23 protein-coding genes and 4 tRNA genes are annotated in these 24,234 nt (G+C 60.3%); 19 read left to right on the top strand and 8 right to left on the bottom strand.

The genetic code is table 11. The features are described from left to right. Positions 1 to 33: 33 nt before the first annotated feature. The 3 genes from PspCFBP13509_RS20585 to PspCFBP13509_RS20575 form a co-directional block, all read right to left on the bottom strand. Complete coding sequence (locus tag PspCFBP13509_RS20585) at positions 34 to 933, bottom strand: acyltransferase (RefSeq protein ID WP_137212616.1); 900 nt, start codon at positions 931 to 933, stop codon at positions 34 to 36. Beyond that, positions 934 to 3,033: a phosphate acetyltransferase gene (pta, locus tag PspCFBP13509_RS20580; RefSeq protein WP_137212615.1), complete on the bottom strand. Its 2,100-nt coding sequence runs from the start codon at positions 3,031 to 3,033 to the stop codon at positions 934 to 936. It abuts the gene before it with no gap. Between the two features lie 79 nt (positions 3,034 to 3,112). Then, positions 3,113 to 3,403: a DUF3565 domain-containing protein gene (locus tag PspCFBP13509_RS20575; protein ID WP_065948463.1), complete on the bottom strand. Its 291-nt coding sequence runs from the start codon at positions 3,401 to 3,403 to the stop codon at positions 3,113 to 3,115. Here PspCFBP13509_RS20575 and PspCFBP13509_RS20570 point away from each other — a divergent pair. Further along, positions 3,402 to 3,887 carry an FKBP-type peptidyl-prolyl cis-trans isomerase gene (locus PspCFBP13509_RS20570; protein ID WP_027606858.1) on the top strand — a complete coding sequence of 162 codons (486 nt, stop codon included), beginning with the start codon at positions 3,402 to 3,404 and terminating at the stop codon, positions 3,885 to 3,887. The genes PspCFBP13509_RS20575 and PspCFBP13509_RS20570 overlap by 2 nt on opposite strands. Before the next feature lie 201 nt (positions 3,888 to 4,088). Here PspCFBP13509_RS20570 and rpsT read toward each other — a convergent pair whose 3' ends face one another. Continuing rightward, positions 4,089 to 4,367, bottom strand: coding sequence for a 30S ribosomal protein S20 (gene rpsT, locus PspCFBP13509_RS20565; protein ID WP_003188401.1), 279 nt, complete (start codon positions 4,365 to 4,367; stop codon positions 4,089 to 4,091). A gap of 253 nt (positions 4,368 to 4,620) precedes the next feature. Here rpsT and murJ point away from each other — a divergent pair, with 253 nt between their 5' ends. The 6 genes from murJ to ispH all read left to right on the top strand — a co-directional run bounded on the left by murJ (position 4,621) and on the right by ispH (position 12,072). Then, the gene (gene murJ / locus PspCFBP13509_RS20560) at positions 4,621 to 6,159 is read left to right on the top strand and encodes a murein biosynthesis integral membrane protein MurJ (RefSeq protein ID WP_137212614.1); all 1,539 of its coding nucleotides are present in this window, start codon (positions 4,621 to 4,623) and stop codon (positions 6,157 to 6,159) included. Positions 6,160 to 6,278: 119 nt separating this feature from the next. Further along, on the top strand, positions 6,279 to 7,217 hold the full coding sequence (ribF, locus tag PspCFBP13509_RS20555) for a bifunctional riboflavin kinase/FAD synthetase (protein WP_065948461.1): 939 nt from the start codon (positions 6,279 to 6,281) through the stop codon (positions 7,215 to 7,217). A 14-nt stretch (positions 7,218 to 7,231) separates the two neighbouring features. After that, a complete protein-coding gene (gene ileS / locus PspCFBP13509_RS20550; protein ID WP_065924073.1) occupies positions 7,232 to 10,063 on the top strand; it encodes an isoleucine--tRNA ligase in 2,832 nt (943 codons plus the stop codon). Beyond that, complete coding sequence (lspA, locus tag PspCFBP13509_RS20545; protein WP_027606854.1) at positions 10,056 to 10,568, top strand: signal peptidase II; 513 nt, start codon at positions 10,056 to 10,058, stop codon at positions 10,566 to 10,568. Before ileS ends, lspA begins: the two co-directional genes overlap by 8 nt. A gap of 7 nt (positions 10,569 to 10,575) precedes the next feature. Next, positions 10,576 to 11,013, top strand: a complete 438-nt coding sequence (gene fkpB / locus PspCFBP13509_RS20540; RefSeq protein ID WP_174562729.1) for an FKBP-type peptidyl-prolyl cis-trans isomerase — start codon at positions 10,576 to 10,578, stop codon at positions 11,011 to 11,013. Between the two features lie 111 nt (positions 11,014 to 11,124). Next, a complete protein-coding gene (gene ispH, locus PspCFBP13509_RS20535; protein ID WP_027606852.1) occupies positions 11,125 to 12,072 on the top strand; it encodes a 4-hydroxy-3-methylbut-2-enyl diphosphate reductase in 948 nt (315 codons plus the stop codon). On the opposite strand, the gene PspCFBP13509_RS20530 is transcribed toward ispH, so the two are convergent. Then, the gene (locus PspCFBP13509_RS20530; RefSeq protein WP_065924074.1) at positions 12,026 to 12,607 is read right to left on the bottom strand and encodes a GspH/FimT family pseudopilin; all 582 of its coding nucleotides are present in this window, start codon (positions 12,605 to 12,607) and stop codon (positions 12,026 to 12,028) included. The two genes, ispH and PspCFBP13509_RS20530, sit on opposite strands and share 47 nt — an antisense overlap. Before the next feature lie 203 nt (positions 12,608 to 12,810). Here PspCFBP13509_RS20530 and pilV point away from each other — a divergent pair, with 203 nt between their 5' ends. The 5 genes from pilV (at position 12,811) to thiO (ending at position 16,117) form a co-directional block, all read left to right on the top strand. After that, positions 12,811 to 13,296: a type IV pilus modification protein PilV gene (gene pilV, locus PspCFBP13509_RS20525; protein ID WP_065924075.1), complete on the top strand. Its 486-nt coding sequence runs from the start codon at positions 12,811 to 12,813 to the stop codon at positions 13,294 to 13,296. Continuing rightward, positions 13,293 to 13,994 (top strand): prepilin-type N-terminal cleavage/methylation domain-containing protein, encoded by a 702-nt coding sequence (locus tag PspCFBP13509_RS20520; RefSeq protein WP_065924076.1) that lies wholly within the window; start codon positions 13,293 to 13,295, stop codon positions 13,992 to 13,994. The genes pilV and PspCFBP13509_RS20520 overlap by 4 nt, the downstream gene beginning before the upstream one ends. A gap of 7 nt (positions 13,995 to 14,001) precedes the next feature. Beyond that, positions 14,002 to 14,532, top strand: a complete 531-nt coding sequence (locus PspCFBP13509_RS20515) for a pilus assembly PilX family protein (protein ID WP_065924077.1) — start codon at positions 14,002 to 14,004, stop codon at positions 14,530 to 14,532. Positions 14,533 to 14,543: 11 nt separating this feature from the next. Next, complete coding sequence (locus PspCFBP13509_RS20510; RefSeq protein WP_065948457.1) at positions 14,544 to 14,945, top strand: type IV pilin protein; 402 nt, start codon at positions 14,544 to 14,546, stop codon at positions 14,943 to 14,945. Between the two features lie 62 nt (positions 14,946 to 15,007). Continuing rightward, a complete protein-coding gene (thiO, locus tag PspCFBP13509_RS20505; RefSeq protein ID WP_065948456.1) occupies positions 15,008 to 16,117 on the top strand; it encodes a glycine oxidase ThiO in 1,110 nt (369 codons plus the stop codon). Here thiO and PspCFBP13509_RS20500 read toward each other — a convergent pair. After that, entirely contained in the window at positions 16,104 to 16,337 is a 234-nt protein-coding gene (locus PspCFBP13509_RS20500) for a PP0621 family protein (protein ID WP_027606845.1), read from the bottom strand. The genes thiO and PspCFBP13509_RS20500 overlap by 14 nt on opposite strands. 125 nt (positions 16,338 to 16,462) lie before the next feature. Further along, positions 16,463 to 17,488, bottom strand: coding sequence for an outer membrane protein assembly factor BamD (locus tag PspCFBP13509_RS20495; protein ID WP_027606844.1), 1,026 nt, complete (start codon positions 17,486 to 17,488; stop codon positions 16,463 to 16,465). Positions 17,489 to 17,637: 149 nt separating this feature from the next. On the opposite strand from PspCFBP13509_RS20495, the gene rluD reads away from it, so the two are divergent. The 7 genes from rluD (at position 17,638) to PspCFBP13509_RS20460 (ending at position 22,750) form a co-directional block, all read left to right on the top strand. Next, positions 17,638 to 18,600, top strand: a complete 963-nt coding sequence (rluD, locus tag PspCFBP13509_RS20490) for a 23S rRNA pseudouridine(1911/1915/1917) synthase RluD (protein ID WP_027606843.1) — start codon at positions 17,638 to 17,640, stop codon at positions 18,598 to 18,600. After that, positions 18,597 to 19,322, top strand: a complete 726-nt coding sequence (gene pgeF / locus PspCFBP13509_RS20485; protein WP_065924078.1) for a peptidoglycan editing factor PgeF — start codon at positions 18,597 to 18,599, stop codon at positions 19,320 to 19,322. Before rluD ends, pgeF begins: the two co-directional genes overlap by 4 nt. Before the next feature lie 146 nt (positions 19,323 to 19,468). Then, on the top strand, positions 19,469 to 22,033 hold the full coding sequence (gene clpB, locus PspCFBP13509_RS20480; protein ID WP_137212612.1) for an ATP-dependent chaperone ClpB: 2,565 nt from the start codon (positions 19,469 to 19,471) through the stop codon (positions 22,031 to 22,033). Between the two features lie 303 nt (positions 22,034 to 22,336). Beyond that, positions 22,337 to 22,412, top strand: a tRNA-Asn gene (locus tag PspCFBP13509_RS20475). 9 nt (positions 22,413 to 22,421) lie between these two features. Further along, positions 22,422 to 22,498, top strand: a tRNA-Pro gene (locus PspCFBP13509_RS20470). Between the two features lie 5 nt (positions 22,499 to 22,503). Then, positions 22,504 to 22,579 (top strand) — tRNA-Lys (locus PspCFBP13509_RS20465). A 94-nt stretch (positions 22,580 to 22,673) separates the two neighbouring features. Next, positions 22,674 to 22,750 (top strand) — tRNA-Pro (locus tag PspCFBP13509_RS20460). A gap of 131 nt (positions 22,751 to 22,881) precedes the next feature. On the opposite strand, the gene PspCFBP13509_RS20455 is transcribed toward PspCFBP13509_RS20460, so the two are convergent. After that, positions 22,882 to 24,180, bottom strand: a complete 1,299-nt coding sequence (locus PspCFBP13509_RS20455) for an NAD(P)/FAD-dependent oxidoreductase (protein ID WP_065924079.1) — start codon at positions 24,178 to 24,180, stop codon at positions 22,882 to 22,884. Positions 24,181 to 24,234 lie beyond the last annotated feature (54 nt).

Raw genomic sequence — 24,234 nt, 5'->3', positions numbered from 1 at the left:
TGGCATTTGGGCAAGCCCCCTCCCACAGGTTGATCATCGCTTGCTTGGGAATTCGGTGTGAAGCTGATCCAGCAACGCATCCTTGGTTTCCCACAGCTGGTTGATCCACCCCTGGAACGCCAGTCGATACTCCCCATCCTGCTCATAATTCCTGCCGATAAACTCTGCCGGAATCTGCACCTCTTCAAGCTGCACCACCACGTCCTGCACCTTCCCGCACAGCAGGTCCCAATACCCAGGACGTCCGCCAGGGTAGTGAATGGTCACATTGACCAGTGATTTCAGCTGTTCCCCCATGGCATCCAGCACAAACGCGATACCACCCGCCTTGGGCTTGAGCAGGTAGCGAAACGGCGACTTCTGCTGCGCATGCTTGCCCGGTGTAAAACGCGTGCCTTCGGCAAAGTTGAAAATACCCACGGGGTTGTCGCGAAACTTCGCACAGGTCTTGCGAGTGGTTTCCAGGTCCTTGCCTTTCTTCTCCGGGTGTTTTTCCAGGTAGGCCTTGGTGTAGCGCTTCATGAAGGGAAAACCCAGTGCCCACCACGCCAGGCCAATCACCGGCACCCAGATCAACTCCTGCTTGAGGAAGAATTTCAGCGGGCGAATCCGACGATTGAGCACGTATTGCAGGACCATGATGTCGACCCAGCTCTGGTGATTGCTGGTCACCAGGTACGAGTGCTGGTAGTCCAGGCCTTCAAGGCCTTTAAGGTGCCAACGGGTATGGCGCACCAGGTTCATCCAGCCCTTGTTGTTGGTGACCCAGGCTTCATGGGTGTGGTTCATCAGCCATTCGCTGAAGCGCTTGGCGAAGGGCAACGCCTTGAACAGCGCCACGATAAACAGGAACGAACACAGCAGGATCGTATTCAGCGCCAACAGCAGCGAAGCGATCACCCCGCGTACGGCGGCAGGTAGAAAATCCAGCATTTAGATATCCATAGGTCGGTTGGCGGCTTGGATCGCAGTCAGCGCGATGGTGTACACGATGTCGTCGACCTGGGCGCCGCGTGGCAGGTCGTTGACCGGTTTGCGCAGGCCCTGGAGCATCGGCCCGAGGCTGACGCAATCGGCACTGCGTTGCACGGCCTTGTGCGTGGTGTTGCCGGTGTTCAGGTCCGGGAACACGAACACGGTGGCTTTGCCGGCGACCAGGCTGTCGGGGGCCAGTTGGCGGGCGACGGTTTCGTTGGCGGCGGCGTCGTATTGCAGCGGGCCGTCGATCAGCAGTGAGCTTTGCTGTTCATGGGCGAGCAGGGTGGCTTCGCGGACTTTCTCCACTTCCTCACCGCTGGCCGAGTCGCCGCTGGAGTAGCTGATCATCGCCACACGCGGGGTGATGCCGAAGGCGGCGGCCGAGTCGGCGCTTTGCAGGGCGATTTCCGCCAGCTCGGCGGCACTGGGGTGCGGGTTCATCACGCAGTCGCCGTAGACCAGCACCTGCTCGGGGAACAGCATGAAGAACACCGACGACACCAGGGTGCAGCCCGGTGCGGTCTTGATCAACTGCAGGGCCGGGCGAATGGTGTTGGCGGTGGAGTGGATAACCCCGGAAACCAAGCCGTCCACTTCATCCAGTGCGAGCATCATGGTGGCGATCACCACGGTGTCTTCCAGTTGCTGCTCGGCCATCGGCGCATTCAGGCTCTTGCTCTTGCGCAGGGCAACCATGGGCTCCACGTAGCGCTGGCGAATCAGGTCCGGGTCGAGAATCTCCAGGCCTTCGGGCAATTCGATGCCCTGGGCGCGCGCGACCGCTTCTACGTCAGCCGGCTTGGCCAGCAGCACGCAGCGCGCGATGCCCCTTGCCTGGCAGATAGCGGCGGCTTGCACGGTCAGCGGCTCGCTGCCCTCGGGCAGCACAATGCGTTTGTTGGCCGCCTGGGCGCGCTGGATCAACTGGTAGCGGAACACCGCCGGCGACAGGCGCATCTCCCGTGGCGTGCCGCAGCGCTGGTGCAGCCAGCGCGCATCGAGGTGGCTGGCGACGAAGTCGGTGATGATCTCCGCGCGCTCGCGGTCATCGATGGGGATTTCCTTGTTGAGGTTGTTGAGCAGGTTGGCGGTCTCGTAGGAACCGGTACTCACCGACAAAACCGGCAGCCCAGCCTGGAACGCGCCGCGGCACAGATCCATGATGCGCGGGTCGGGCAGGGTGTCGCTGGTCAGCAGCAGGCCGGCCAGGGGCACACCGTTGATCGCGGCCAGGCTGACGGCGAGGATGATGTCGTCACGGTCGCCGGGGGTCACCACCAGCACGCCGGGCTTGAGCAGCTCCACGGTGTTACGCATGGTGCGGGCGCAGATGATGATCTTGGTCATGCGCCGGGTTTCGTAGTCGCCGGCGTTGAGGATTTGCGCGCTCATCAAGTCGGCCACGTCGCGGGTGCGCGGCGCGTTGAGTTCCGGCTGGTAAGGAATGCAGCCGAGCAGGCGGAAATCACCGCTGCGCAGCAGGGGCGAATGCTCCTTGAGGCGCGCCGAGAAGGCTTCCATGCTCTCGTCGGTGCGCACCTTGTTCAGGATCACGCCGAGCACTTTCGGGTCTTTCGGGCCGCCGAACAACTGCGCCTGCAGTTCCACGCGGCCGGAGAGTTCGGTGAGCACTTCGTTTTCCGGGGCCGAGACCAGGATCACTTCCGCATCCAGGCTCTTGGCCAGGTGCAGGTTGACCCGGGCCGCATAGCTGGCGCTGCGGGTCGGTACCATACCTTCGACGATCAGCACGTCCTTGCCCACGGCGGCCTGCTGATAAAGGGTGATGATTTCTTCGAGCAGCTCGTCGAGCTGGCCGTCGCCGAGCATGCGTTCCACGTGAGCCAGGCCTAGCGGTTGTGGCGGCTTGAGGCCATGGGTGCGAGCCACCAGCTCGGTGGAGCGTTCGGGGCCGGTATCGCCGGGATGTGGCTGGGCAATCGGCTTGAAAAAACCGACTTTCAGGCCGGCTCGCTCAAGGGTACGCACCAGCCCAAGGCTGATGGAGGTCAGACCCACACCAAAATCGGTGGGCGCGATAAAAAAAGTCTGCATGCGAATTCTCTGGAGGTGCATGGCTTCGGTGGCGCCCTATGGTTGAGTGCCTACCGGGAATCAGGCGCCAAGGTTATCGTTATTCGGGCGCTTGCGCACACCAGCCGCAGGCAAAGGGCTGGCCTATTTTTTCCAGGCGCTGTGTGGCGTCGAGTACCCAGGCGCGAGACTGCCATGGCGGCTGGTGGCGCAGGTGCTGGGTGTGGCCGCAGGACAGCTCGGCAACCCAGTGACCCTCCTCGTCCTGGTGGAAGCCGATGATCAAGGATGCCGTTGATCGGCCCCGTCCGTCCGGGTTCTGTTCGCTTTCGGGCAAATCCTTGTTTAGACTTGTCCGTTCTTCATTCTTATGCAAAAGGTCTCGCCCCATGACGATCGCCGCTAACAAGGCTGTCTCCATCGACTATACCCTGACCAACGACGCTGGTGAGGTCATCGACAGCTCAGCCGGCGGCGCGCCGCTGGTCTACCTGCAAGGCGCAGGTAACATCATCCCAGGCCTGGAAAAGGCTCTGGAAGGCAAGAGCGTTGGTGATGAGCTGACCGTTGCCGTAGAACCTGAAGATGCCTACGGCGAATACTCCGCCGAACTGGTCAGCACCCTGAGCCGCAGCATGTTCGAAGGTGTTGATGAGTTGGAAGTGGGCATGCAGTTCCACGCCTCCGCGCCGGACGGTCAAATGCAGATCGTCACCATTCGTGATCTGGACGGCGACGACGTCACCGTCGACGGCAACCACCCTCTGGCTGGCCAGCGCCTGAACTTCCAAGTGAAGATCGTTGCCATCCGCGACGCTTCCCAGGAAGAAGTGGCCCACGGCCACGTACACGGTGAAGGCGGTCATCACCATTGATTGATGTTTTGATCAAGTGGTAGCCAAAACGCCCCGACTGGTTCGGGGCGTTTTTTGTGCGCTTGAAAATCTCTACCGGATCCCCCCGCCACATTTTGATCGTGGTGTATTTTCAGGCACAAACAAAAATGCCCCAGACCTTTCGGTACGGGGCATTTTTTAACTGTTTCGCAACCTGGGCTGCGTGGCAGTTGTTACCACTTAGGCAGCAGCAGGAACGCTCAGAGCCTTGATGTGGCCATTCAGGCGGCTCTTATGACGAGCGGCCTTGTTCTTGTGGATGATGCCTTTATCGGCCATACGGTCGATAACTGGCACAGCCAGAACGTAAGCTGCTTGAGCTTTTTCAGCGTCTTTGGTGTCGATGGCTTTAACTACATTCTTGATGTAGGTACGAACCATGGAACGCAGGCTGGCGTTGTGGCTGCGACGCTTCTCAGCCTGTTTTGCACGTTTTTTGGCGGAAGGTGTGTTGGCCACCGTCGAGCTCCTCGAAAGACTTTTTAGGAAATAGCAAACAAAATAGGCCGCGAATCATGCCGATGACTTGATGTGTTGTCAAGGCCGGCTGATGCGAACTGCTGAGTGGTCGATCTGAAGAGGCGGGTGATTTATTTCCGGCGCTTGACCTGTAAACTCGCGAGCTTTGGCGCTGTGCTGTTGCAGGCGCGCAGTATCGCATAAGTAGGCGCTTAGTTCGCCTGCTCTTTATCTATAGGCGCAAACTCTTTCAATGAATCTGCTCAAATCGTTGGCCGCCGTCAGCTCTATCACGATGATCTCCCGGGTTTTGGGGTTCGTGCGTGACACCCTGCTGGCGCGTATTTTTGGCGCCAGCATGGCCACGGATGCGTTCTTTATTGCGTTCAAACTGCCCAACCTGCTGCGGCGGATCTTTGCCGAGGGCGCGTTTTCCCAGGCGTTCGTGCCGATTCTGGCCGAGTACAAGACCCAGCAGGGGGAGGAGGCGACCCGTACCTTCATTGCCTATGTCTCGGGCCTGCTCACCCTGGTGTTGATGCTGGTGACCATCGTCGGCATGCTCGCCGCGCCCTGGGTGATCTGGGCCACGGCGCCGGGTTTTGCCAATACGCCGGAAAAATTCGCGCTGACCACTGACCTGTTGCGGGTGACCTTTCCTTATATATTGCTGATCTCACTGTCATCCCTGGCCGGTGCGATCCTCAACACCTGGAACCGTTTCTCGGTGCCGGCGTTCGTGCCGACGCTGCTTAACGTCAGCATGATTATTTTTGCGCTGTTCCTGACACCTTACTTCGATCCGCCGGTCATGGCCCTTGGCTGGGCCGTGCTGGCCGGTGGCCTGGCGCAGTTGCTCTACCAACTGCCGCACCTGAAAAAGATCGGCATGCTCGTATTGCCGCGCCTGAATCTCAAGGACGCCGGCGTCTGGCGCGTGATGCGCAATATGTTGCCGGCGATCCTTGGGGTGTCGGTGAGCCAGATTTCCCTGATCATCAACACCGCCTTCGCCTCGCTGCTGGTATCCGGCTCGGTGTCATGGATGTATTACGCCGACCGCCTCATGGAACTGCCGTCTGGCGTGCTGGGCGTAGCCCTCGGCACCATTTTGCTGCCGACGCTGGCACGCACCTATGCCAGCAAGGATCGCCAGGAATACTCGCGCATCCTCGATTGGGGCCTGCGCCTGTGCTTTGTGCTGGTGCTGCCGTGCGCACTGGCGTTGGGGATCCTGGCCGAGCCGCTGACAGTGTCGCTGTTCCAATACGGGCAATTCGATGCCCATGACGCGTTGATGACCCAGCATGCGCTGGTGGCTTATTCCGTCGGGCTGCTCGGCATCATCGTGATCAAGGTGCTGGCGCCTGGCTTCTATGCCCAGCAGAACATCCGCACGCCGGTAAAGATCGCGATCTTCACCCTGATCGTCACGCAACTGCTCAACCTGGTGTTTATTGGTCCGCTGGCCCACGCCGGCCTGGCCCTGGCCATCAGTGCCGGTGCGTGCATCAATGCCGGCCTGCTGTTTTATCAGCTGCGCAAACAACAGATGTTCCAGCCTCAGCCTGGCTGGGGCATGTTCGCCCTCAAGTTGCTGGTGGCGGTTGCGATGATGTCGGCGGTATTGCTCGGCCTGATGCACTTCATGCCGGCCTGGGATGAGGGGCATATGCTGGAGCGCTTCATGCGCCTGGGCGTGCTGGTCGTGGCCGGCGTGGTGGTGTACTTCGGGATGTTGCTGCTGCAAGGCTTCCGCCTGCGGGATTTCAATCGCAAGTCGTTGAGCTAGAGAGTTTGCCGCGATAAAACGGTTGTTTTATCGATTCGATCCATTTGCCCTGCGCTGTTGCCTGTCGTCCAGGGCCGGGTGTGGTTATAATCGACCACTTTATGAGCAAGAAGCGCGTTATGCAGCTGGTTCGAGGTCTCCACAACCTGCGCCCTGAGCATCGGGGCTGCGTCGCCACTATTGGCAACTTTGACGGTGTTCACCGTGGCCACCAGGCTATCCTGGCCCGGCTGCGCGAGCGTGCGGTCGAGTTGGGCGTACCCAGCTGCGTGGTGATTTTCGAGCCGCAGCCGCGGGAATACTTCACCCCGGAAACGGCACCGGCACGTCTGGTCCGTCTGCGGGACAAGCTGCAACTGCTGGCCGAAGAAGGCGTGGACCGCGTCCTCTGCCTGGCTTTCAACCAGCGTTTGCAAAGTCTCAGCGCTGCCGAGTTCGTCGACCGCATACTGGTAGATGGCCTGGGCGTACAGCATTTGGAGGTCGGCGACGACTTCCGTTTTGGCTGCGACCGGGTCGGGGATTTCGAGTTCCTGCAACACGCCGGTATCACCCAGGGCTTTACCGTCGAAGCCGCGCAAACCGTCGAACTGGACGGCCTGCGCGTGAGCAGCACCCAGGTGCGTAACGCCCTGGCCGCTGCCGACTTCGCCTTGGCCGAGCGTTTGCTCGGTCGCCCGTTCCGCATTGCCGGGCGGGTACTGCACGGCCAGAAGCTGGCGCGCCAACTGGGCACGCCAACCGCCAACGTGCAACTCAAGCGCCGCCGTGTGCCGCTGACTGGGGTTTACCTGGTGAGCGTCGACATCGACGGCCAATCGTGGCCGGGAGTCGCCAACATAGGCGTCAGGCCCACGGTTGCAGGTGATGGCAAGGCCCACCTGGAAGTTCATCTGTTGGATTTTGCCGGTGATCTGTATGACCGGCGTTTGACGGTGGTTTTCCACCAGAAGCTGCGTGAAGAGCAGCGTTTCGCCTCGCTTGAGGCGTTGAAAACGGCGATCAATGCGGATGTCGCCGCCGCCCGTGCACTAGCCGCACCTAGCGCCCATCGCTAACCGAAGAGCCTTAAATGACCGACTATAAAGCCACGCTAAACCTTCCGGACACCGCCTTCCCAATGAAGGCCGGCCTGCCACAGCGCGAACCGCAGATCCTGCAGCGCTGGGACAGTATTGGCCTGTACGGAAAGTTGCGCGAAATTGGCAAGGATCGTCCGAAATTCGTCCTGCACGACGGCCCTCCTTATGCCAACGGCACGATTCACATCGGTCATGCGCTGAACAAAATTCTCAAGGACATGATCCTGCGCTCGAAAACCCTGGCGGGTTTCGACGCGCCTTATGTCCCAGGTTGGGACTGCCATGGCCTGCCGATCGAACACAAGGTCGAAGTGACCTACGGCAAGAACCTGGGCGCGGATAAAACCCGCGAACTGTGCCGTGCCTACGCTGCCGAGCAGATCGAAGGGCAGAAGTCCGAGTTCATCCGCCTGGGTGTGCTGGGCGAGTGGGACAACCCGTACAAAACCATGAACTTCAAGAACGAGGCCGGTGAAATCCGTGCCTTGGCCGAAATCGTCAAGGGCGGTTTCGTGTTCAAGGGCCTCAAGCCCGTGAACTGGTGCTTCGATTGCGGCTCGGCCCTGGCTGAAGCGGAAGTCGAATACGAAGACAAGAAGTCCTCGACCATCGACGTGGCCTTCCCGATCGCCGACGACGCCAAGCTGGCCGAGGCCTTTGGCCTGGCAAGCCTGAGCAAACCGGCTGCCATCGTGATCTGGACCACCACCCCGTGGACCATTCCCGCCAACCAGGCGCTGAACGTGCACCCGGAATTCACCTACGCCCTGGTGGACGTCGGTGATCGCCTGCTGGTGCTTGCCGAGGAAATGGTCGAAGCGTGCCTGGCTCGCTACGAGCTGCAAGGTTCGGTAATTGCCACCACTACCGGTTCCGCGCTGGAGCTGATCAACTTCCGTCATCCATTCTATGACCGTCTGTCGCCGGTGTACCTGGCTGACTACGTCGAGTTGGGTTCGGGTACAGGTGTGGTTCACTGCTCGCCGGCCTATGGCGTGGACGACTTCGTGATCTGCAAGAAGTACGGCATGGTCAACGATGAGATCATCAACCCGGTGCAAAGCAACGGTGTTTATGTGCCGTCGCTGGAGTTCTTCGGCGGCCAGTTCATCTTCAAGGCCGACCAGCCGATCATCGACAAGCTGCGTGAAGTCGGTGCGCTGATGCAAACCGACACCATCAAGCACAGCTACATGCACTGCTGGCGCCACAAGACCCCGCTGATCTACCGCGCCACCGCGCAATGGTTTATCGGCATGGACAAAGAACCGGCCAGCGGCGACACCCTGCGTGTGCGCTCGCTCAAGGCTATCGAAGACACCAAGTTCGTCCCGGCCTGGGGCCAGGCGCGCCTGCATTCGATGATCGCCAACCGTCCGGACTGGTGCATCTCCCGTCAACGCAACTGGGGTGTGCCGATCCCGTTCTTCCTCAACAAGGAAAGCGGTGAGCTGCACCCACGCACCGTCGAACTGATGGAAGTGGTGGCCCAGCGTGTCGAACAGGAAGGCATTGAAGCCTGGTTCAAGCTGGACGCCGCCGAGTTGCTGGGTGACGAAGCGCCGCTGTACGACAAGATCAGCGACACCCTCGACGTATGGTTCGACTCCGGTACCACCCACTGGCACGTGCTGCGCGGCTCGCACCCGATGGGTCACGAAACCGGCCCGCGTGCCGACCTGTACCTGGAAGGCTCCGACCAACACCGGGGCTGGTTCCACTCGTCGCTGCTGACCGGTTGCGCCATCGACAACCACGCCCCGTATCGCGAGCTGCTGACCCACGGGTTCACCGTCGACGAGACGGGCCGCAAGATGTCCAAGTCGCTGAAGAACGTGATCGAGCCGAAAAAGATCAACGACACCTTGGGCGCCGACATCATGCGCCTGTGGGTGGCGTCGACCGATTACTCCGGCGAGATCGCCGTGTCGGACCAGATCCTGGCCCGTAGCGCCGATGCCTACCGCCGTATCCGTAATACCGCGCGCTTCCTGCTGTCGAACCTGACCGGTTTCAACCCGGCCACCGACATCCTGCCGGCCGAGGACATGCTCGCCCTGGACCGTTGGGCCGTGGACCGTACCCTGTTGCTGCAGCGCGAGTTGCAGGAGCACTACGGCGAATACCGCTTCTGGAACGTGTACTCGAAGATCCACAACTTCTGTGTGCAGGAGTTGGGTGGTTTCTACCTCGACATCATCAAGGACCGCCAGTACACCACCGGTGCCAACAGCAAGGCCCGCCGTTCGGCGCAGACCGCGCTGTACCACATCTCCGAAGCGCTGGTGCGCTGGATCGCACCGATCCTGGCCTTCACCGCCGACGAACTGTGGGAATACCTGCCGGGCGAGCGTAACGAGTCCGTCATGCTCAATACCTGGTACGAAGGCTTGACCGAACTGCCGGCCGACTTCGAACTGGGCCGCGAGTACTGGGAAGGCGTAATGGCCGTCAAGGTTGCGGTGAACAAGGAGCTGGAGGTTCAGCGTGCGGCCAAGGCCGTCGGTGGCAACCTCCAGGCCGAAGTTACCCTGTTTGCCGAGGAAGGCCTGACTGCCGACCTGACCAAGCTGAGCAATGAGCTGCGCTTCGTGTTGATCACTTCCACTGCGAGCCTGGCACCGTTTGCCCAGGCACCGGCGGATGCCGTAGCCACCGAAGTGCCGGGCCTCAAGCTCAAGGTGGTCAAGTCGGCCTTCCCTAAGTGCGCCCGTTGCTGGCACTGCCGTGAAGACGTCGGGGTGAACCCTGAGCATCCGGAAATCTGCGGTCGTTGCGTCGACAACATCTCGGGTGAAGGCGAGGTTCGCCACTATGCCTAATGCAGCCAGTCGTTTCGGACGCCTGGGCTGGCTCGTACTGAGCGTGCTGGTCCTGGTCATTGACCAGGTCAGCAAGGCTCATTTCGAGGGCTCCCTGGAAATGTTCCAGCAAATCGTGGTGATCCCGGATTACTTCAGCTGGACCCTGGCCTACAACACCGGCGCCGCCTTCAGCTTCCTGGCTGACGGCGGCGGCTGGCAGCGCTGGCTGTTCGCCCTGATCGCAGTGGTGGTCAGTGCGGTGCTCGTGGTCTGGCTCAAGCGCCTGGGCCGCGATGACACCTGGCTGGCCATCGCCTTGGCCCTGGTGTTGGGCGGTGCCCTGGGCAACCTGTACGACCGTATTGCCCTGGGCCATGTGATCGACTTTATCCTGGTGCATTGGCAGAACCGCCATTACTTCCCGGCGTTCAATTTTGCCGACAGCGCCATCACCGTCGGTGCAATCATGCTGGCGCTGGACATGTTCAAAAGTAAGAAAACCGGAGAGACCGTCAATGACTGATCAGGTATTGGCTGAGCAACGCATCGGCCAGAACACGGAGGTCACCTTGCATTTCGCACTGCGCCTGGAGAATGGCGACACGGTCGACAGCACGTTCGACAAAGCCCCGGCGACTTTCAAGGTCGGCGACGGCAACCTGTTGCCAGGTTTTGAAGCGGCCCTGTTCGGTTTCAAGGCCGGCGACAAGCGCACCCTGCAGATCCTGCCGGAAAACGCCTTTGGCCAGCCCAACCCGCAAAACGTGCAGATCATCCCGCGTTCGCAGTTCCAGGACATGGACCTGTCGGAAGGCCTGCTGGTGATCTTCAATGATGCGGCGAATACCGAACTGCCCGGTGTGGTCAAAGCCTTCGATGACGCGCAGGTAACCATCGACTTCAACCACCCGTTGGCCGGTAAAACCTTGACGTTCGACGTTGAAATCATCGACGTTAAAGCTCTTTGATCAACGCCCCGATCTAAAGTGTGGGAGGGGGCAAGCTCGCTCCCGCCCTTGGTCGCCATTGTCAGTTCAGCAGCATCAACTCTGGCCCAAGCGCCAGACACGAGGCACAGCATGCAAATCAAACTCGCCAACCCCCGTGGCTTCTGCGCCGGCGTGGACCGGGCGATCGAAATCGTCAACCGCGCCCTGGAAGTCTTCGGGCCGCCGATCTATGTGCGCCATGAGGTCGTCCATAACAAGTTCGTGGTCGAAGACCTGCGCGCACGTGGCGCCATCTTTGTCGAAGAACTGGAGCAGGTGCCGGACGACGTTATTGTTATCTTCAGCGCCCACGGTGTTTCCCAGGCCGTACGTACCGAAGCGGCTGGCCGTGGCCTGAAAGTATTCGACGCCACCTGTCCGCTGGTCACCAAGGTACATATCGAAGTCGCGCGCTACAGCCGTGATGGTCGCGAATGCATCCTGATTGGCCATGCCGGTCACCCGGAAGTCGAAGGCACCATGGGCCAATACGACGGCAGCAATGGTGGCGCCATCTACCTTGTGGAAGACGAAAAAGACGTCGCCAGCTTGCAGGTTCACAACCCGGAGCGGTTGGCGTTCGTGACCCAGACCACCTTGTCCATGGACGACACCAGCCGCGTCATCGACGCGCTGCGCAGCCGCTTCCCGGCCATTGGTGGGCCACGCAAGGACGACATCTGCTACGCCACCCAAAACCGCCAGGATGCAGTCAAACAGTTGGCCGATGAATGCGATGTAGTGCTGGTGGTCGGCAGCCCTAACAGCTCCAATTCCAACCGCCTGCGCGAATTGGCCGAACGCATGGCGACACCGGCGTACCTGATCGACGGTGCTGAAGATATGCAGCGCAGCTGGTTCGATGGTGTCGAGCGTATTGGCATCACGGCTGGCGCTTCGGCCCCGGAAGTCCTGGTGCGCGGCGTCATCCAGCAGTTGCATGCCTGGGGGGCTACGGGCGCCGATGAGTTGGCCGGTCGTGAAGAGAACATCACTTTCTCCATGCCCAAGGAGCTGCGGGTTCGCTCCCTCCTCTGAATGCCAGGGTGCCGGAGTAACTTCGGCACAACGCCTGTTCGGCTCTATCGCTGCGCAGGCTGATGCGCCCACTGGGCGCCAGCACCACCTGGTACAGGCTCTGTACCGAGTCCGTGGCGCATATATGTACAGTGCCGGCACGAAAACCTCCCCCAGCAAATACCGGCTCGCCCAATCCGCTGAAGCGTACCTGGCTTTTGACCGGTCCATTCCCGACGATCGGCACCCGTCCGCTGCCCTGGCGCTCCAGTAACACCGGGTTGTCGTCGTCCAGATGGCCACGCCCGCTTACATCCAGCACGACCCGCCAACCCCGGCTCCAGTCATCATCCAGTGCGTGGATGACCACCGCGCGGTTACGCGTGATGGCTTCAGTGCGTGCGAAGCGAAATCCGTTTGTCAGTGATTGCGCCGCGCTTTGTCGCTGCTGTGATTCCAGCAGGCCGGTGAAACTGGGCGTAGCCAGATGCGCCAGGATGCCGCTCACGATCAGTCCGAGCAGCAGTTCGATCAGGGTGAAACCTCGTTGCTCCATAGGCCGTCCCTCCGTGGGCGTGTGTACATACAGGGTTGAAACATAGGTATAGCGTCCGGCTCGGAGTGTCGAATGATGGCCTTTATGTCCAAAGTATTTCCCTTTGTTCCGTAACCGGCGCCGGCGAAAAACCGACGCTAGTCTTGGGTCTCACAGCAGGGTTTTCCTGCTTTTTTCGGCCCTCGACACGGATGACGACGGTAATGCCTGCCTGCCTGAAAACCTGTTTCTTCCCGACTTTTCCTCGGTACCAAATCGGCATGACATTGATTGAAGTGCTGGTGGCGGTGCTGATTCTCGCCGTCGGGCTGTTAGGTGCAGTGATGCTCCAGCTCAACGCCCTCAAGTACACCGACAGTTCGAGGATGACCAGCCAGGCCAGTTTCATCGCCTACGATATGCTCGACCGAATCCGTGCCAATTCCGGTGCCGACTACTCGTTGCGTCGTGGCGCTCGAGCGCCGGCCAGTACCGTGACCACCAGCGTGCGTGACGTGGACCTGCATGATTTTGAAGCCAATATTCGCGGTTTTGCCGGGGAGAGCGGCAAAGGCTCTGTGGCGGTCAGTGCAGATGAAGTGACTGTCAGTATCAGTTGGGATGACAGCCGGGGTGCAAACACGCCTGGCGCGCGGGAAACCTTCACCCTGACCAGTCGCATCGATAATGAGCCGGGGGTGATGCAATGAGGCATCGGGTTAGAGGTTTCAGCCTGGTGGAATTGTTGCTGGCCCTGGCCGTCGGTTTGGTGCTGGTGCTTGGCGGGAGCCAGGTGCTGATCAATTCCCGAGCGACCCACGCCAGCCAGCAGGCAGCCATGTTGCTGCAGGATGATGCGCGGTTTGTGCTGGGCAAGATGATCCGGGATATTCGCCAGGCGGGTATGTTTGGCTGTTTGGCCCCGGCCTTTATCGAGAATGCCCCGCCAGCCTTTGAAAGGCCGGTCAGCTGGAATGCCGGGGGCAGTTCAAAGTCGCTGACGCTGGTCACTGCCGATGTCGGCGGCGGCAGGCCTGACTGGACGGTGCTCTCCGACTGCACTGCTGGCGCCCAAGCCTATTCAGGCAGCTCACCTGCACCTGCTCCCGGGCAGATTCGATTTGCGATTCGGCAACTGACCTACACCTTCGAGGCGGGCCAGTTGAAGGTCAGCACGCTTGCGTCGCCGGCCAGGGCTGTGTTGGTGGATAACGTACGGGCTTTCGATGTCAGTTTCGGCGTGGCTGCCAGCCCGGTATCCGTTCGGGTTGTGCGTTATGACGCTATCCCGACCGATGAGTCCTTGATCCGCAGTGTGCGCATCCGCATGACGTTGCAAGACCCGACGGGGCGGGTAAAAGATCAAACCTACAGCGTCGTGGCGGCGCTGCGAAACCGCTTGGGCTAGGGCGACCATGGTGCTTGCTGGGGGTGTTTCTTCGCGGCAGGGGGGGATGGTCCTGCTGATAAGCCTGGTGTTTTTGCTGCTGTTGTCGTTGATCGGCCTGTCTTCGATACAGGGGGCGGTCACCCAGCAAAAGATCACCGGTAGCCTGTGGCACCGCAACCAGTCGCTGCAAGCCGCAGAAAGTGGCTTGAGGCTGGGAGAGCAAGGTGTGAGGCGAAAGGGCGCGGCCTTGCCGCAGTGCCAGTCGATCGCTGCCTGCGGGCCACCGGATGAAGCGTTTTCGGTGGTGGGTGCCGGGCCCCATCCTGTGTCATCGGTTAACTGGGTTGCCATCAAGGGTGGTCTCTACGGTATTCAGTCCCTGGGGCCTGGCGCAGGGCTGCCGCATGTGCCGCCGCAAGCCCTGGCGACGTTGTACCGGGTAACAGCGGTCGGGCTCAGTGGTCAATCGCGCACGGTATTGGAGAGCGTATATGCGCGGGTGGAGGAGGAGAGTGGCTCGCGGTTTCGGCGGGTTTCGTGGCGGCAACTTCAATAAGGAGCAATGGAATGGGCATGGACAGCCAGGGTTTTACCCTGATCGAGCTATTGATCACCGTGGCGATCATCGCGTTTCTGGCCGGAATCGCTTACCCCGGGTACACCGGCCATGTGAAAAAGGTCTATCGCACGGAAATCGTCGCGCTGTTGACCGAGCAGGCTCAGCGCCTGGAGCGGTTTCATATGAGGAACGGCACTTTTATTGACGCAAGCGGCGTCAGTACGGGCAATGATCGCTATAGAATCACCGCAGCGTTGAACCCTCAGGATTTCTACCTGGTTGCTACACCGGGCGCCGATTCGTTGATGGCCGGCGACCCTTGCGGTGACTTCAGCCTGGACAGCAGCGGTGCGCGTGGCAATCCAGGTGCGGCACCTGAAATGTCGCGCCAGACATGCTGGGGGCAATGATGAGGGTGCTGGATGATTGGGCGCCGGGGGCGTTTATTCCTATTTATCGACTGGATCAAATGATGGCTAAGCAACAGCAAGTGGTGATTGTCGGTGGCGGAGTCATCGGCTTGTTGACGGCGTTCAATCTGGCAACCCAGGGGCAGGCTGTGATCCTGCTGGAGCGTGCCGGTGTGGGGCAGGAGTCGTCATGGGCGGGCGGAGGCATTGTTTCGCCACTGTATCCGTGGCGCTATAGCCCGGCGGTCACAGCGTTGGCCCATTGGTCCCAGGATTTTTATCCGCAACTGGCTGAGCGGCTGTTTGCCGCTACCGGTGTCGACCCGGAGGTCCATACCACGGGGTTGTACTGGCTGGACCTGGACGATGAAACCGAGGCGCTGGACTGGGCTGCTCGTGAAGGTCGGCCTCTGAGCAAGGTCGATGTGTCTGCCGCCCATGACGCGGTTCCTGTCTTGGGTGGCGGGTATGCCCAGGCGATCTATATGGCCAACGTGGCCAACGTGCGCAACCCGCGCCTGGTCAAATCCCTGAAGGCCGCGCTATTGGCCCTGCCTGCCGTGACCGTTCACGAACAGTGCACAGTGACCGGTTTTGTTCTGGATGGCGGCAACGTAGTGGGCGTGGATACGGCAGAGGGGCCGATTCTAGGGGATCAGGTGGTGCTTGCAGCGGGGGCGTGGAGCGGCGAGTTGCTCGGCACACTGGGCTTGGCGCTGCCGGTAGAGCCGGTCAAGGGGCAGATGATTTTGTACAAATGCGCGTCGGACTTCCTGTCGAGCATGGTCCTGGCCAAAGGGCGTTATGCGATCCCTCGGCGTGATGGGCACATCCTCATCGGCAGCACTCTGGAATATGAGGGGTTCGACAAGACGCCAACCGACACCGCGCTGGAAAGCCTCAAGGCTTCGGCTGTGGAACTGATTCCCGCCCTGGCCGACGCCGAAGTGGTGGGGCATTGGGCCGGCTTGCGGCCCGGCTCGCCGGAGGGCATCCCCTATATCGGTCGGGTACCCGGCTTCAGCGGGCTGTGGCTCAACTGCGGGCATTACCGCAACGGGTTGGTCCTGGCGCCGGCATCGTGCCAGTTATTTGTCGATTTGCTGCTGGAGCGTGCGCCGATCATCGATCCGGCACCCTATGCCCCCGAAGGTCGGATCAACGCTGGATAGACTTCGGTCCTTGCTCCAGATGCGCCTGGGTGCAATACCACTCCTGGCGCGAACTCAGGGCGCGATCCTGCGGCAAGTGCACACCGCAATGTGCGCAGCGCACCATCAACGCAGCGCCGGGCTCGCTGGTGCGTTGCTGCCTGGCGGTCGGGCTTTTGAATTTGCGCCAGAACCATACCGCGGCAGCAATAACGGCAATCCAGAACAGAAGACGAAGCATGATGGGCGGTTTCTCGATAAGGAATGCGCCAGTTTAGCCAAGGACGTGGCAGGCGCACAGCGCAATAATCCTTGCCCATAAAAAAGGAGCCCCGAAAGGCTCCTTTTTGCGTTGCGTCGACAGGCTCAGTCGAACACACCGAAGGTCATGTAGCTGAACCACGAGCGGTCCTGGTTGTTGCCCAGGGCCTGCGGCTCTTCTTCTTCGATCACGTCGCCGTTCTCGTCGTGCGGCTTGAGGTCCGAAGGAATGGCTTCCTTGGCATCCTGGAACTGCTTGATCACGTCCTGGTTGGCGCGAGTTTCGCCCGGCGGCAACGGCGGCCGCGACTCGATCAAGCCCAGGGTGTACTTGCTCAGCCACGAGCGGTTGTCTGCTTCGGCAACCTGAGGCACGAACTGGCCGTCTTTCAGGCTCGGGTGATCAGGGTAGTTGAGCTTCAGGGTTTCCAGGCTGGTGCTGGCCAAGTCGTCCAGGTGCAGACGTTGGTAAGCCTCGGTCATCACCGCCAGGCCGTCACCCACGGAAGGGGTTTCCTGGAAGTTTTCCACCACATAACGACCACGGTTGGCGGCAGCTACATACGCCTGGCGGGTCAGGTAGTAGTGGGCCACGTGGATTTCGTAGGAAGCCAGCAGGTTACGCAGGTAGATCATGCGCTGCTTGGCGTCCGGCGCGTAGCGGCTGTTTGGGTAGCGGCTGGTCAACTGGGCGAACTCGTTGTAGGAGTCGCGAGCGGCGCCTGGGTCTCGCTTGGTCATGTCCAGCGGCAGGAAGCGCGCCAGCAGGCCAACATCCTGGTCGAACGAGGTCAGGCCCTTCATGTAGTAGGCGTAGTCCACGTTCGGGTGTTGCGGGTGCAGGCGGATGAAGCGCTCGGCGGCGGACTTGGCAGCCTCCGGCTCGGCGTTCTTGTAGTTGGCGTAGATCAGCTCAAGCTGGGCCTGGTCGGCGTAGCGCCCGAACGGATAGCGCGACTCCAGGGCCTTCAGCTTCGCTGTGGCGCTGGTGTAGCTATTATTGTCCAAGTCTTTCTGTGCCAGTTGGTACAGCTCGACTTCGCTCAGGTTTTCGTCGACGACTTCCTTTGTTGACGAGCAAGCAGCAGTCATGGCGAGGATGGCGATCAGCAGCAGGTGTTTCACTTGCATGGCGGCTTGCGTCCCTATGACGGCCGCTGTCTTGGGCGGGGCCGTCCTGTTATGATGAGCGCCCCGTTGAAAGCCTCGGGGCAAAAGACGCCGTATTTAACCACAAGCGCGCAGCCGAAACCAAAGGCTGTGCCACGCCTAGTCTGAGCATGTCCGATAAAATTGAACTTCGCGCAGAGGTGCCGTCCGAATTGGGCGGCCAACGCCTCGATCAAGTCGCCGCACAATTATTCGCTGAGCACTCGCGCTCGCGCCTTTCCGCCTGGATCAAAGACGGCCGCCTGACTGTGGATGGAGCGGTTATCCGCCCGCGAGACATAGTCCATGGCGGTGCGATTCTTGAGCTGACTGCCGAGCAGGAAGCCCAGGGAGAATGGGTCGCCCAGGACATCGAGCTGGACATCGTCTATGAAGACGACGACATCCTGGTCATCAACAAACCCGCAGGCCTGGTGGTTCACCCGGCGGCCGGGCACGCTGATGGCACCTTGCTCAATGCCCTGTTGCACCACATCCCCGACATCGTCAACGTGCCGCGTTGCGGCATCGTGCACCGTCTGGACAAGGACACCACCGGCTTGATGGTGGTGGCCAAGACCATTCAGGCGCAGACGCAACTGGTTACGCAATTGCAGAGCCGTAGCGTCAGCCGTATCTACGAGTGCATCGTGATCGGTGTGGTCGTGGCTGGCGGCAAGATCAATGCCCCAATCGGTCGCCACGGCCAGCAGCGCCAGCGTATGGCGGTGATGGAAGGCGGCAAGCAGGCGGTGAGCCACTACCGCGTGCTCGAGCGTTTCCGTTCCCACACCCATGTGCGGGTCAAGCTGGAAACCGGTCGTACCCACCAGATTCGCGTGCATATGGCCCACATCAACTTCCCGTTGGTGGGCGATCCGGCCTATGGCGGCCGCTTCCGCATTCCGCCTGCGGCGAGCCAGACCATGGTCGAATCGCTCAAGACGTTCCCGCGCCAGGCCTTGCATGCACGTTTCCTGGAGCTGGACCATCCGACGAGCGGTAAGCGCATGAGCTGGGAATCGCCACTTCCAGACGATTTTGTCTGGTTGCTGTCGCTGCTCAAGCAGGATCGCGAGGCGTTTGTCGGATGAATGACTGGCTGATTCCTGACTGGCCCGCGCCTGTCGGGGTGAAAGCCTGTGTGACTACCCGTACGGGCGGCGTCAGCCAGGCGCCGTTCGACAGCCTTAACCTGGGCGATCACGTTGAGGACAGCCTTGAGGCCGTCCTTGAGAATCGTCGTCGCCTTACCGAAGCCTTTGATATTCAGCCGGCCTGGCTGCGCCAGGTTCATGGCGTGGATGTGGTCGAGGCCGACCCTGGCCGCACCGCCGAAGCCGACGGTAGCTGGAGCAGCACCCCCGGCATCGCCTGCACCGCGATGACCGCCGATTGCCTGCCTGCGTTGTTCTGCAACCGTGCCGGCACTCGTGTGGCTGCGGCCCATGCCGGTTGGCGTGGGCTGGCGGCGGGCGTGCTGGAGGCGGCCTTCGAAAGCCTCGACGCAGAGCCTTCGGACGTCTTGGTATGGCTGGGCCCGGCGATTGGCCCACAAGCTTTTGAGGTTGGCCCTGAGGTGCGTGAAGCCTTCATGCAGCACCTGCCGACAACTGCCGAAGCCTTTGTACCAAGCCTCAATCCCGGCAAATTCATGGCCGACATCTATCAGTTGGCCCGCCTGCGCCTTGCTGCGCGGGGCATCACCGCTGTTTATGGTGGTGGCTTCTGCACCGTGACCGACCCGCGCTTCTTTTCGTACCGGCGCAGCCCCCGCACCGGACGTTTTGCCTCCCTTATCTGGCTTGAACGCTAGACTCTGCTGATCTGGGTCAACGCTGATCCATATCAACCGCCGCTCGCTTGAATCTTCCAGAATCCACCCCATCTATAAGGGTATCTGGCAGGTTTCTTCATTCAGGATGTTTTATAGCTCCGGCCTGCTCAAAAGGAAGGTGACTAATGCGTATTGATCGTTTAACCAGCAAATTGCAGTTGGCCTTATCGGACTCCCAATCCTTGGCGGTGGGGCTTGACCACCCGGCCATTGAGCCTGCGCACTTGATGCAGGCACTCCTGGAACAGCAAGGTGGTTCTATCAAGCCCTTGCTGATGCAGGTGGGCTTTGATGTCAATAGCCTGCGCAAGGAGTTGAGCAAAGAGCTCGACCAACTGCCGAAAATCCAAAACCCTACCGGCGACGTGAATATGTCGCAGGATCTGGCGCGCCTGCTTAACCAGGCCGACCGCCTGGCCCAGCAGAAGGGGGACCAGTTCATCTCCAGCGAACTGGTGCTGCTCGCCGCCATGGACGAGAGCAGCAAGCTTGGTAAGTTGTTGCTCGGCCAAGGCGTGAGCAAGAAGGCCCTGGAAAACGCCATCAACAACCTGCGGGGCGGTGATGCGGTTAACGACCCTAACCACGAGGAGTCGCGCCAGGCCCTGGACAAGTACACCGTCGACCTGACCAAGCGTGCCGAAGAGGGCAAGCTTGACCCGGTGATCGGCCGTGACGATGAAATTCGTCGCACCATCCAGGTTCTGCAGCGTCGCACCAAGAACAACCCGGTGTTGATCGGTGAACCTGGCGTGGGTAAAACCGCGATTGCCGAAGGCCTGGCCCAGCGCATCATCAATGGTGAAGTGCCGGACGGCCTTAAAGGCAAACGCCTGCTGTCCCTGGATATGGGGTCGTTGATCGCCGGTGCAAAGTTCCGCGGTGAATTCGAAGAGCGCCTGAAATCCCTGCTTAATGAACTGTCGAAGCAGGAAGGGCAGATCATTCTGTTTATCGACGAGCTGCACACCATGGTCGGCGCCGGCAAAGGCGAGGGCTCAATGGATGCTGGCAACATGCTTAAGCCCGCCTTGGCGCGAGGTGAGCTGCATTGTGTCGGTGCTACCACGCTTAACGAATATCGCCAGTACATTGAGAAAGATGCGGCCCTTGAGCGTCGTTTCCAGAAAGTCCTGGTGGAAGAACCGAGCGAAGAGGACACCATCGCGATCCTGCGGGGCCTGAAAGAGCGCTACGAGGTCCACCATAAAGTGGCGATCACCGACGGCGCGATCATTGCGGCGGCCAAATTGAGCCATCGCTACATTACCGACCGTCAATTGCCGGACAAGGCCATCGACTTGATCGACGAAGCGGCCAGCCGCATTCGCATGGAGATCGACTCCAAGCCGGAAGTGCTCGACCGCCTGGATCGTCGCCTGATTCAGCTGAAAGTCGAATCCCAGGCCCTCAAGAAAGAAGAGGACGACGCGGCCAAGAAACGCCTGGAAAAACTCCAGGAGGAAATCGTCCGCCTGGAGCGCGAGTATTCGGATCTCGAAGAAATCTGGACCTCGGAAAAAGCCGAAGTACAGGGCTCTGCGCAGATCCAGCAAAAGATCGAGCAGTCGCGCCAGGAGCTGGAAGCCGCACGTCGTAAAGGTGACCTGAACCGCATGGCCGAGTTGCAGTACGGGGTGATCCCGGACCTGGAACGCAGCCTGCAAATGGTCGACCAGCACGGTAAGGCTGAAAATCAGCTGTTGCGCAGCAAGGTGACCGAGGAAGAAATCGCCGAAGTCGTTTCCAAGTGGACCGGCATCCCGGTGTCGAAAATGCTCGAAGGCGAGCGTGACAAGCTGCTGAAGATGGAGCACCTGTTGCACCAGCGCGTGATCGGCCAGGAAGAGGCGGTCGTGGCGGTGTCCAACGCGGTACGGCGTTCCCGCGCCGGCTTGTCCGACCCGAACCGTCCGAGCGGCTCGTTCATGTTCCTCGGCCCGACCGGCGTGGGTAAGACCGAGCTGTGCAAGGCCCTGGCCGAGTTCCTCTTTGATACTGAAGAGGCCATGGTACGGATCGACATGTCCGAATTCATGGAGAAGCATTCGGTGGCTCGCCTGATCGGGGCTCCACCAGGCTATGTGGGCTACGAGGAGGGCGGTTACCTGACCGAGGCCGTGCGGCGTAAGCCTTACTCGGTGATCCTGCTGGATGAGGTCGAGAAGGCTCACCCGGACGTGTTCAACATCTTGCTGCAAGTGCTGGAAGATGGACGACTCACGGACAGCCACGGGCGTACTGTGGACTTCCGCAACACGGTGATCGTCATGACCTCCAACCTGGGTTCGGCGCAGATCCAGGAACTGGTAGGTGATCGTGAGGCCCAGCGCGCTGCTGTAATGGATGCATTGACCACGCACTTCCGTCCGGAATTCATCAACCGGGTCGACGAAGTGGTGATCTTCGAGCCATTGGCGCGGGATCAGATCGCGGGCATCACCGAGATCCAGCTGGGGCGTCTGCGCGGTCGCCTGGCGGAACGCGAGTTGTCGCTGGAGCTGAGCCGCGAGGCGTTGGACAAGCTGATCGCGGTTGGTTACGACCCGGTGTATGGTGCACGGCCTTTGAAACGTGCGATCCAGCGCTGGATCGAGAACCCGCTGGCGCAGTTGATCCTGTCGGGCAGCTTTATGCCGGGCACCAGCGTCGAGGCGACTGTGGAGAACGACGAAATCGTCTTCCACTGAGCCCGGATTGCACTGCAATAAGAGAAGGCCCTGTATCCCAGGGCCTTTTTTTTCGATAGGGCGTTGAACTGTAAGGCAAAGGCTTGTAAAGTGCGCCCCGCAGCAACGTCAGCCCACGGGTTTCTTCTCCCCAAGAAGAAATCAGAAAGAAGCGCAAATCATTGTCTTAAAAGCAATTTAAAGGGTTGACAGGGGTTTTTAAGATTGTAGAATAGCGCGCCTCAGAGACGCTAACGTAGCGATACGGGCAGGGTCGAAGAGAAGGTTACACAGCAGTAAAAGTTGTACTTTGAAATATGTAGTTCCGTGATAGCTCAGTCGGTAGAGCAAATGACTGTTAATCATTGGGTCCCAGGTTCGAGTCCTGGTCACGGAGCCAATTTCAAACCGGGGTATAGCGCAGTCCGGTAGCGCGCCTGCTTTGGGAGCAGGATGTCGGGAGTTCGAATCCCCCTACCCCGACCATATTTGGGTCGTTAGCTCAGTTGGTAGAGCAGTTGGCTTTTAACCAATTGGTCGTAGGTTCGAATCCCACACGACCCACCATTTTTGAGACCAGTTAACGCTGGAATCGAATCTTAAGATCAGAGGCCAAAAGCGCTGATCGAAGAAGGCGACTGAAAGGTCGCCTTTTTTTTACCGGGGTATAGCGCAGTCCGGTAGCGCGCCTGCTTTGGGAGCAGGATGTCAGGAGTTCGAATCCCCTTACCCCGACCATATTAAAAATCCTCGTATCGAAAGATACGGGGATTTTTTTTGCCTTAAATTATCTCAACTCCAACACAATACTAATGTGGAAGGGAGCAATCCCCTCCCACATTGACCGAGTCCCACCAGGGACTCTGTTGTCAGTGAAGTTTCAGGCGCGGCTCAGTCCCGCGTCCAATCTTGCTGCCCAGCATCAGCATCGCCGTGCGGAAGAAGCCATACAGTGCCATCTGGTGCATGCGGTACAGCGACACATAGAACATCCGCGCCAGCCAGCCTTCCAGCATCACGCTTCCGGTCAGGTTGCCCATCAGGTTACCCACCGCCGAGAAACGCGACAGCGAGATCAGCGACCCATAGTCGGTGTACTTGTACGCCGGCAGGTCCTTGCCCTCGATACGCAGTTTCAATGACTTGGCCAGCAACGAGGCCTGTTGGTGCGCGGCCTGGGCCCGTGGCGGCACATTGCGGTCGGTGCCCGGTTGCGGGCACGCGGCGCAGTCGCCAAAGGCGAAGATGTTTTCATCACGGGTGGTTTGCAGCGTCGGCAGCACTTGCAGTTGATTGATGCGATTGGTTTCCAGGCCATCGATGTCCTTGAGGAAAGCCGGGGCACGAATCCCGGCGGCCCACACCTTGAGACTGGCAGGAATCACCTGGCCACTGCTGGTGATCAATGCGTCGGCGGTCACTTCGCTGACCGCTGAGTTGGTCAGCACCGTCACCCCGAGCTTTTCCAGGGTTTTATGCACAGGCCCGCCAATCCGCTCCGGCAAGGCAGGCAGTACACGAGGGCCGGCTTCGATCAGGGTGATGTGCATGTTTTCCGGCTTGATGCGGTCCAGGCCGTACGCCGCCAGTTCGTGGGCCGCGTTATGCAACTCTGCGGCCAGTTCGACGCCCGTTGCACCCGCACCGACGATGGCGACGCTGATCTTTTCCACCACATCGGTCTGCCCGGCATGGGCGCGCAGGTAGTGGTTGAGCAGCTGTTGGTGGAAACGCTCGGCCTGCTTGCGGGTATCGAGGAACAGGCAGTGCTGCGCCGCGCCCTCGGTGCCGAAATCGTTGGTGGTGCTGCCTACCGCAATCACCAGGCTGTCATAGCCCAGCACGCGTGCAGGCACCAATTCGCGGCCTTCTTCGTCGAGGGTGGCGGCCAGCTGGATTTTCTTCTGTTCGCGGTCGAGCCCGCTCATGCGCCCCAGTTGGAACTCGAAGTGGTTCCATTTGGCCTGGGCGACGTAATTGAGTTCGTCTTCCGAGGAGTTCAGTGAGCCGGCAGCGACTTCGTGCAGCAAAGGCTTCCAGATATGGGTGAGGTTGGCGTCCACCAGCGTGATGCTGGCGGTGCCGCGCTTGCCCAGAGTCTTACCCAGGCGGGTAGCCAACTCCAGGCCGCCGGCGCCGCCGCCGACGATAATAATACGATGGGTCATGGGGGTATCTCGCAAGGCTAAAGGAAATCGGAGCAGTTACCCCCGCGAGCGCCA

It is taken from the genome of Pseudomonas sp. CFBP13509, assembly GCF_005233485.1.
Classification (GTDB): Bacteria; Pseudomonadota; Gammaproteobacteria; order Pseudomonadales; family Pseudomonadaceae; genus Aquipseudomonas; species Aquipseudomonas marginalis.
Note: the sequence above shows the minus strand (reverse complement) of the source record. Positions and strands in the feature narration are given on the sequence as shown.

What these genes read in the sequence shown, in the direction of transcription:
- PspCFBP13509_RS20585 (WP_137212616.1), bottom strand. Translation starts at nt 933, where the DNA reads ATGCTGGATTTTCTACCTGCCGCCGTACGCGGGGTGATCGCTTCGCTG.
- pta (WP_137212615.1), bottom strand. Translation starts at nt 3,033, where the DNA reads ATGCAGACTTTTTTTATCGCGCCCACCGATTTTGGTGTGGGTCTGACC.
- PspCFBP13509_RS20570 (WP_027606858.1), top strand. Translation starts at nt 3,402, where the DNA reads ATGACGATCGCCGCTAACAAGGCTGTCTCCATCGACTATACCCTGACC.
- PspCFBP13509_RS20575 (WP_065948463.1), bottom strand. Translation starts at nt 3,403, where the DNA reads ATGGGGCGAGACCTTTTGCATAAGAATGAAGAACGGACAAGTCTAAAC.
- murJ (WP_137212614.1), top strand. Translation starts at nt 4,621, where the DNA reads ATGAATCTGCTCAAATCGTTGGCCGCCGTCAGCTCTATCACGATGATC.
- ribF (WP_065948461.1), top strand. Translation starts at nt 6,279, where the DNA reads ATGCAGCTGGTTCGAGGTCTCCACAACCTGCGCCCTGAGCATCGGGGC.
- ileS (WP_065924073.1), top strand. Translation starts at nt 7,232, where the DNA reads ATGACCGACTATAAAGCCACGCTAAACCTTCCGGACACCGCCTTCCCA.
- lspA (WP_027606854.1), top strand. Translation starts at nt 10,056, where the DNA reads ATGCCTAATGCAGCCAGTCGTTTCGGACGCCTGGGCTGGCTCGTACTG.
- ispH (WP_027606852.1), top strand. Translation starts at nt 11,125, where the DNA reads ATGCAAATCAAACTCGCCAACCCCCGTGGCTTCTGCGCCGGCGTGGAC.
- PspCFBP13509_RS20530 (WP_065924074.1), bottom strand. Translation starts at nt 12,607, where the DNA reads ATGGAGCAACGAGGTTTCACCCTGATCGAACTGCTGCTCGGACTGATC.
- pilV (WP_065924075.1), top strand. Translation starts at nt 12,811, where the DNA reads ATGCCTGCCTGCCTGAAAACCTGTTTCTTCCCGACTTTTCCTCGGTAC.
- PspCFBP13509_RS20520 (WP_065924076.1), top strand. Translation starts at nt 13,293, where the DNA reads ATGAGGCATCGGGTTAGAGGTTTCAGCCTGGTGGAATTGTTGCTGGCC.
- PspCFBP13509_RS20515 (WP_065924077.1), top strand. Translation starts at nt 14,002, where the DNA reads ATGGTGCTTGCTGGGGGTGTTTCTTCGCGGCAGGGGGGGATGGTCCTG.
- PspCFBP13509_RS20510 (WP_065948457.1), top strand. Translation starts at nt 14,544, where the DNA reads ATGGGCATGGACAGCCAGGGTTTTACCCTGATCGAGCTATTGATCACC.
- thiO (WP_065948456.1), top strand. Translation starts at nt 15,008, where the DNA reads ATGGCTAAGCAACAGCAAGTGGTGATTGTCGGTGGCGGAGTCATCGGC.
- PspCFBP13509_RS20500 (WP_027606845.1), bottom strand. Translation starts at nt 16,337, where the DNA reads ATGCTTCGTCTTCTGTTCTGGATTGCCGTTATTGCTGCCGCGGTATGG.
- PspCFBP13509_RS20495 (WP_027606844.1), bottom strand. Translation starts at nt 17,488, where the DNA reads ATGCAAGTGAAACACCTGCTGCTGATCGCCATCCTCGCCATGACTGCT.
- rluD (WP_027606843.1), top strand. Translation starts at nt 17,638, where the DNA reads ATGTCCGATAAAATTGAACTTCGCGCAGAGGTGCCGTCCGAATTGGGC.
- pgeF (WP_065924078.1), top strand. Translation starts at nt 18,597, where the DNA reads ATGAATGACTGGCTGATTCCTGACTGGCCCGCGCCTGTCGGGGTGAAA.
- clpB (WP_137212612.1), top strand. Translation starts at nt 19,469, where the DNA reads ATGCGTATTGATCGTTTAACCAGCAAATTGCAGTTGGCCTTATCGGAC.
- PspCFBP13509_RS20455 (WP_065924079.1), bottom strand. Translation starts at nt 24,180, where the DNA reads ATGACCCATCGTATTATTATCGTCGGCGGCGGCGCCGGCGGCCTGGAG.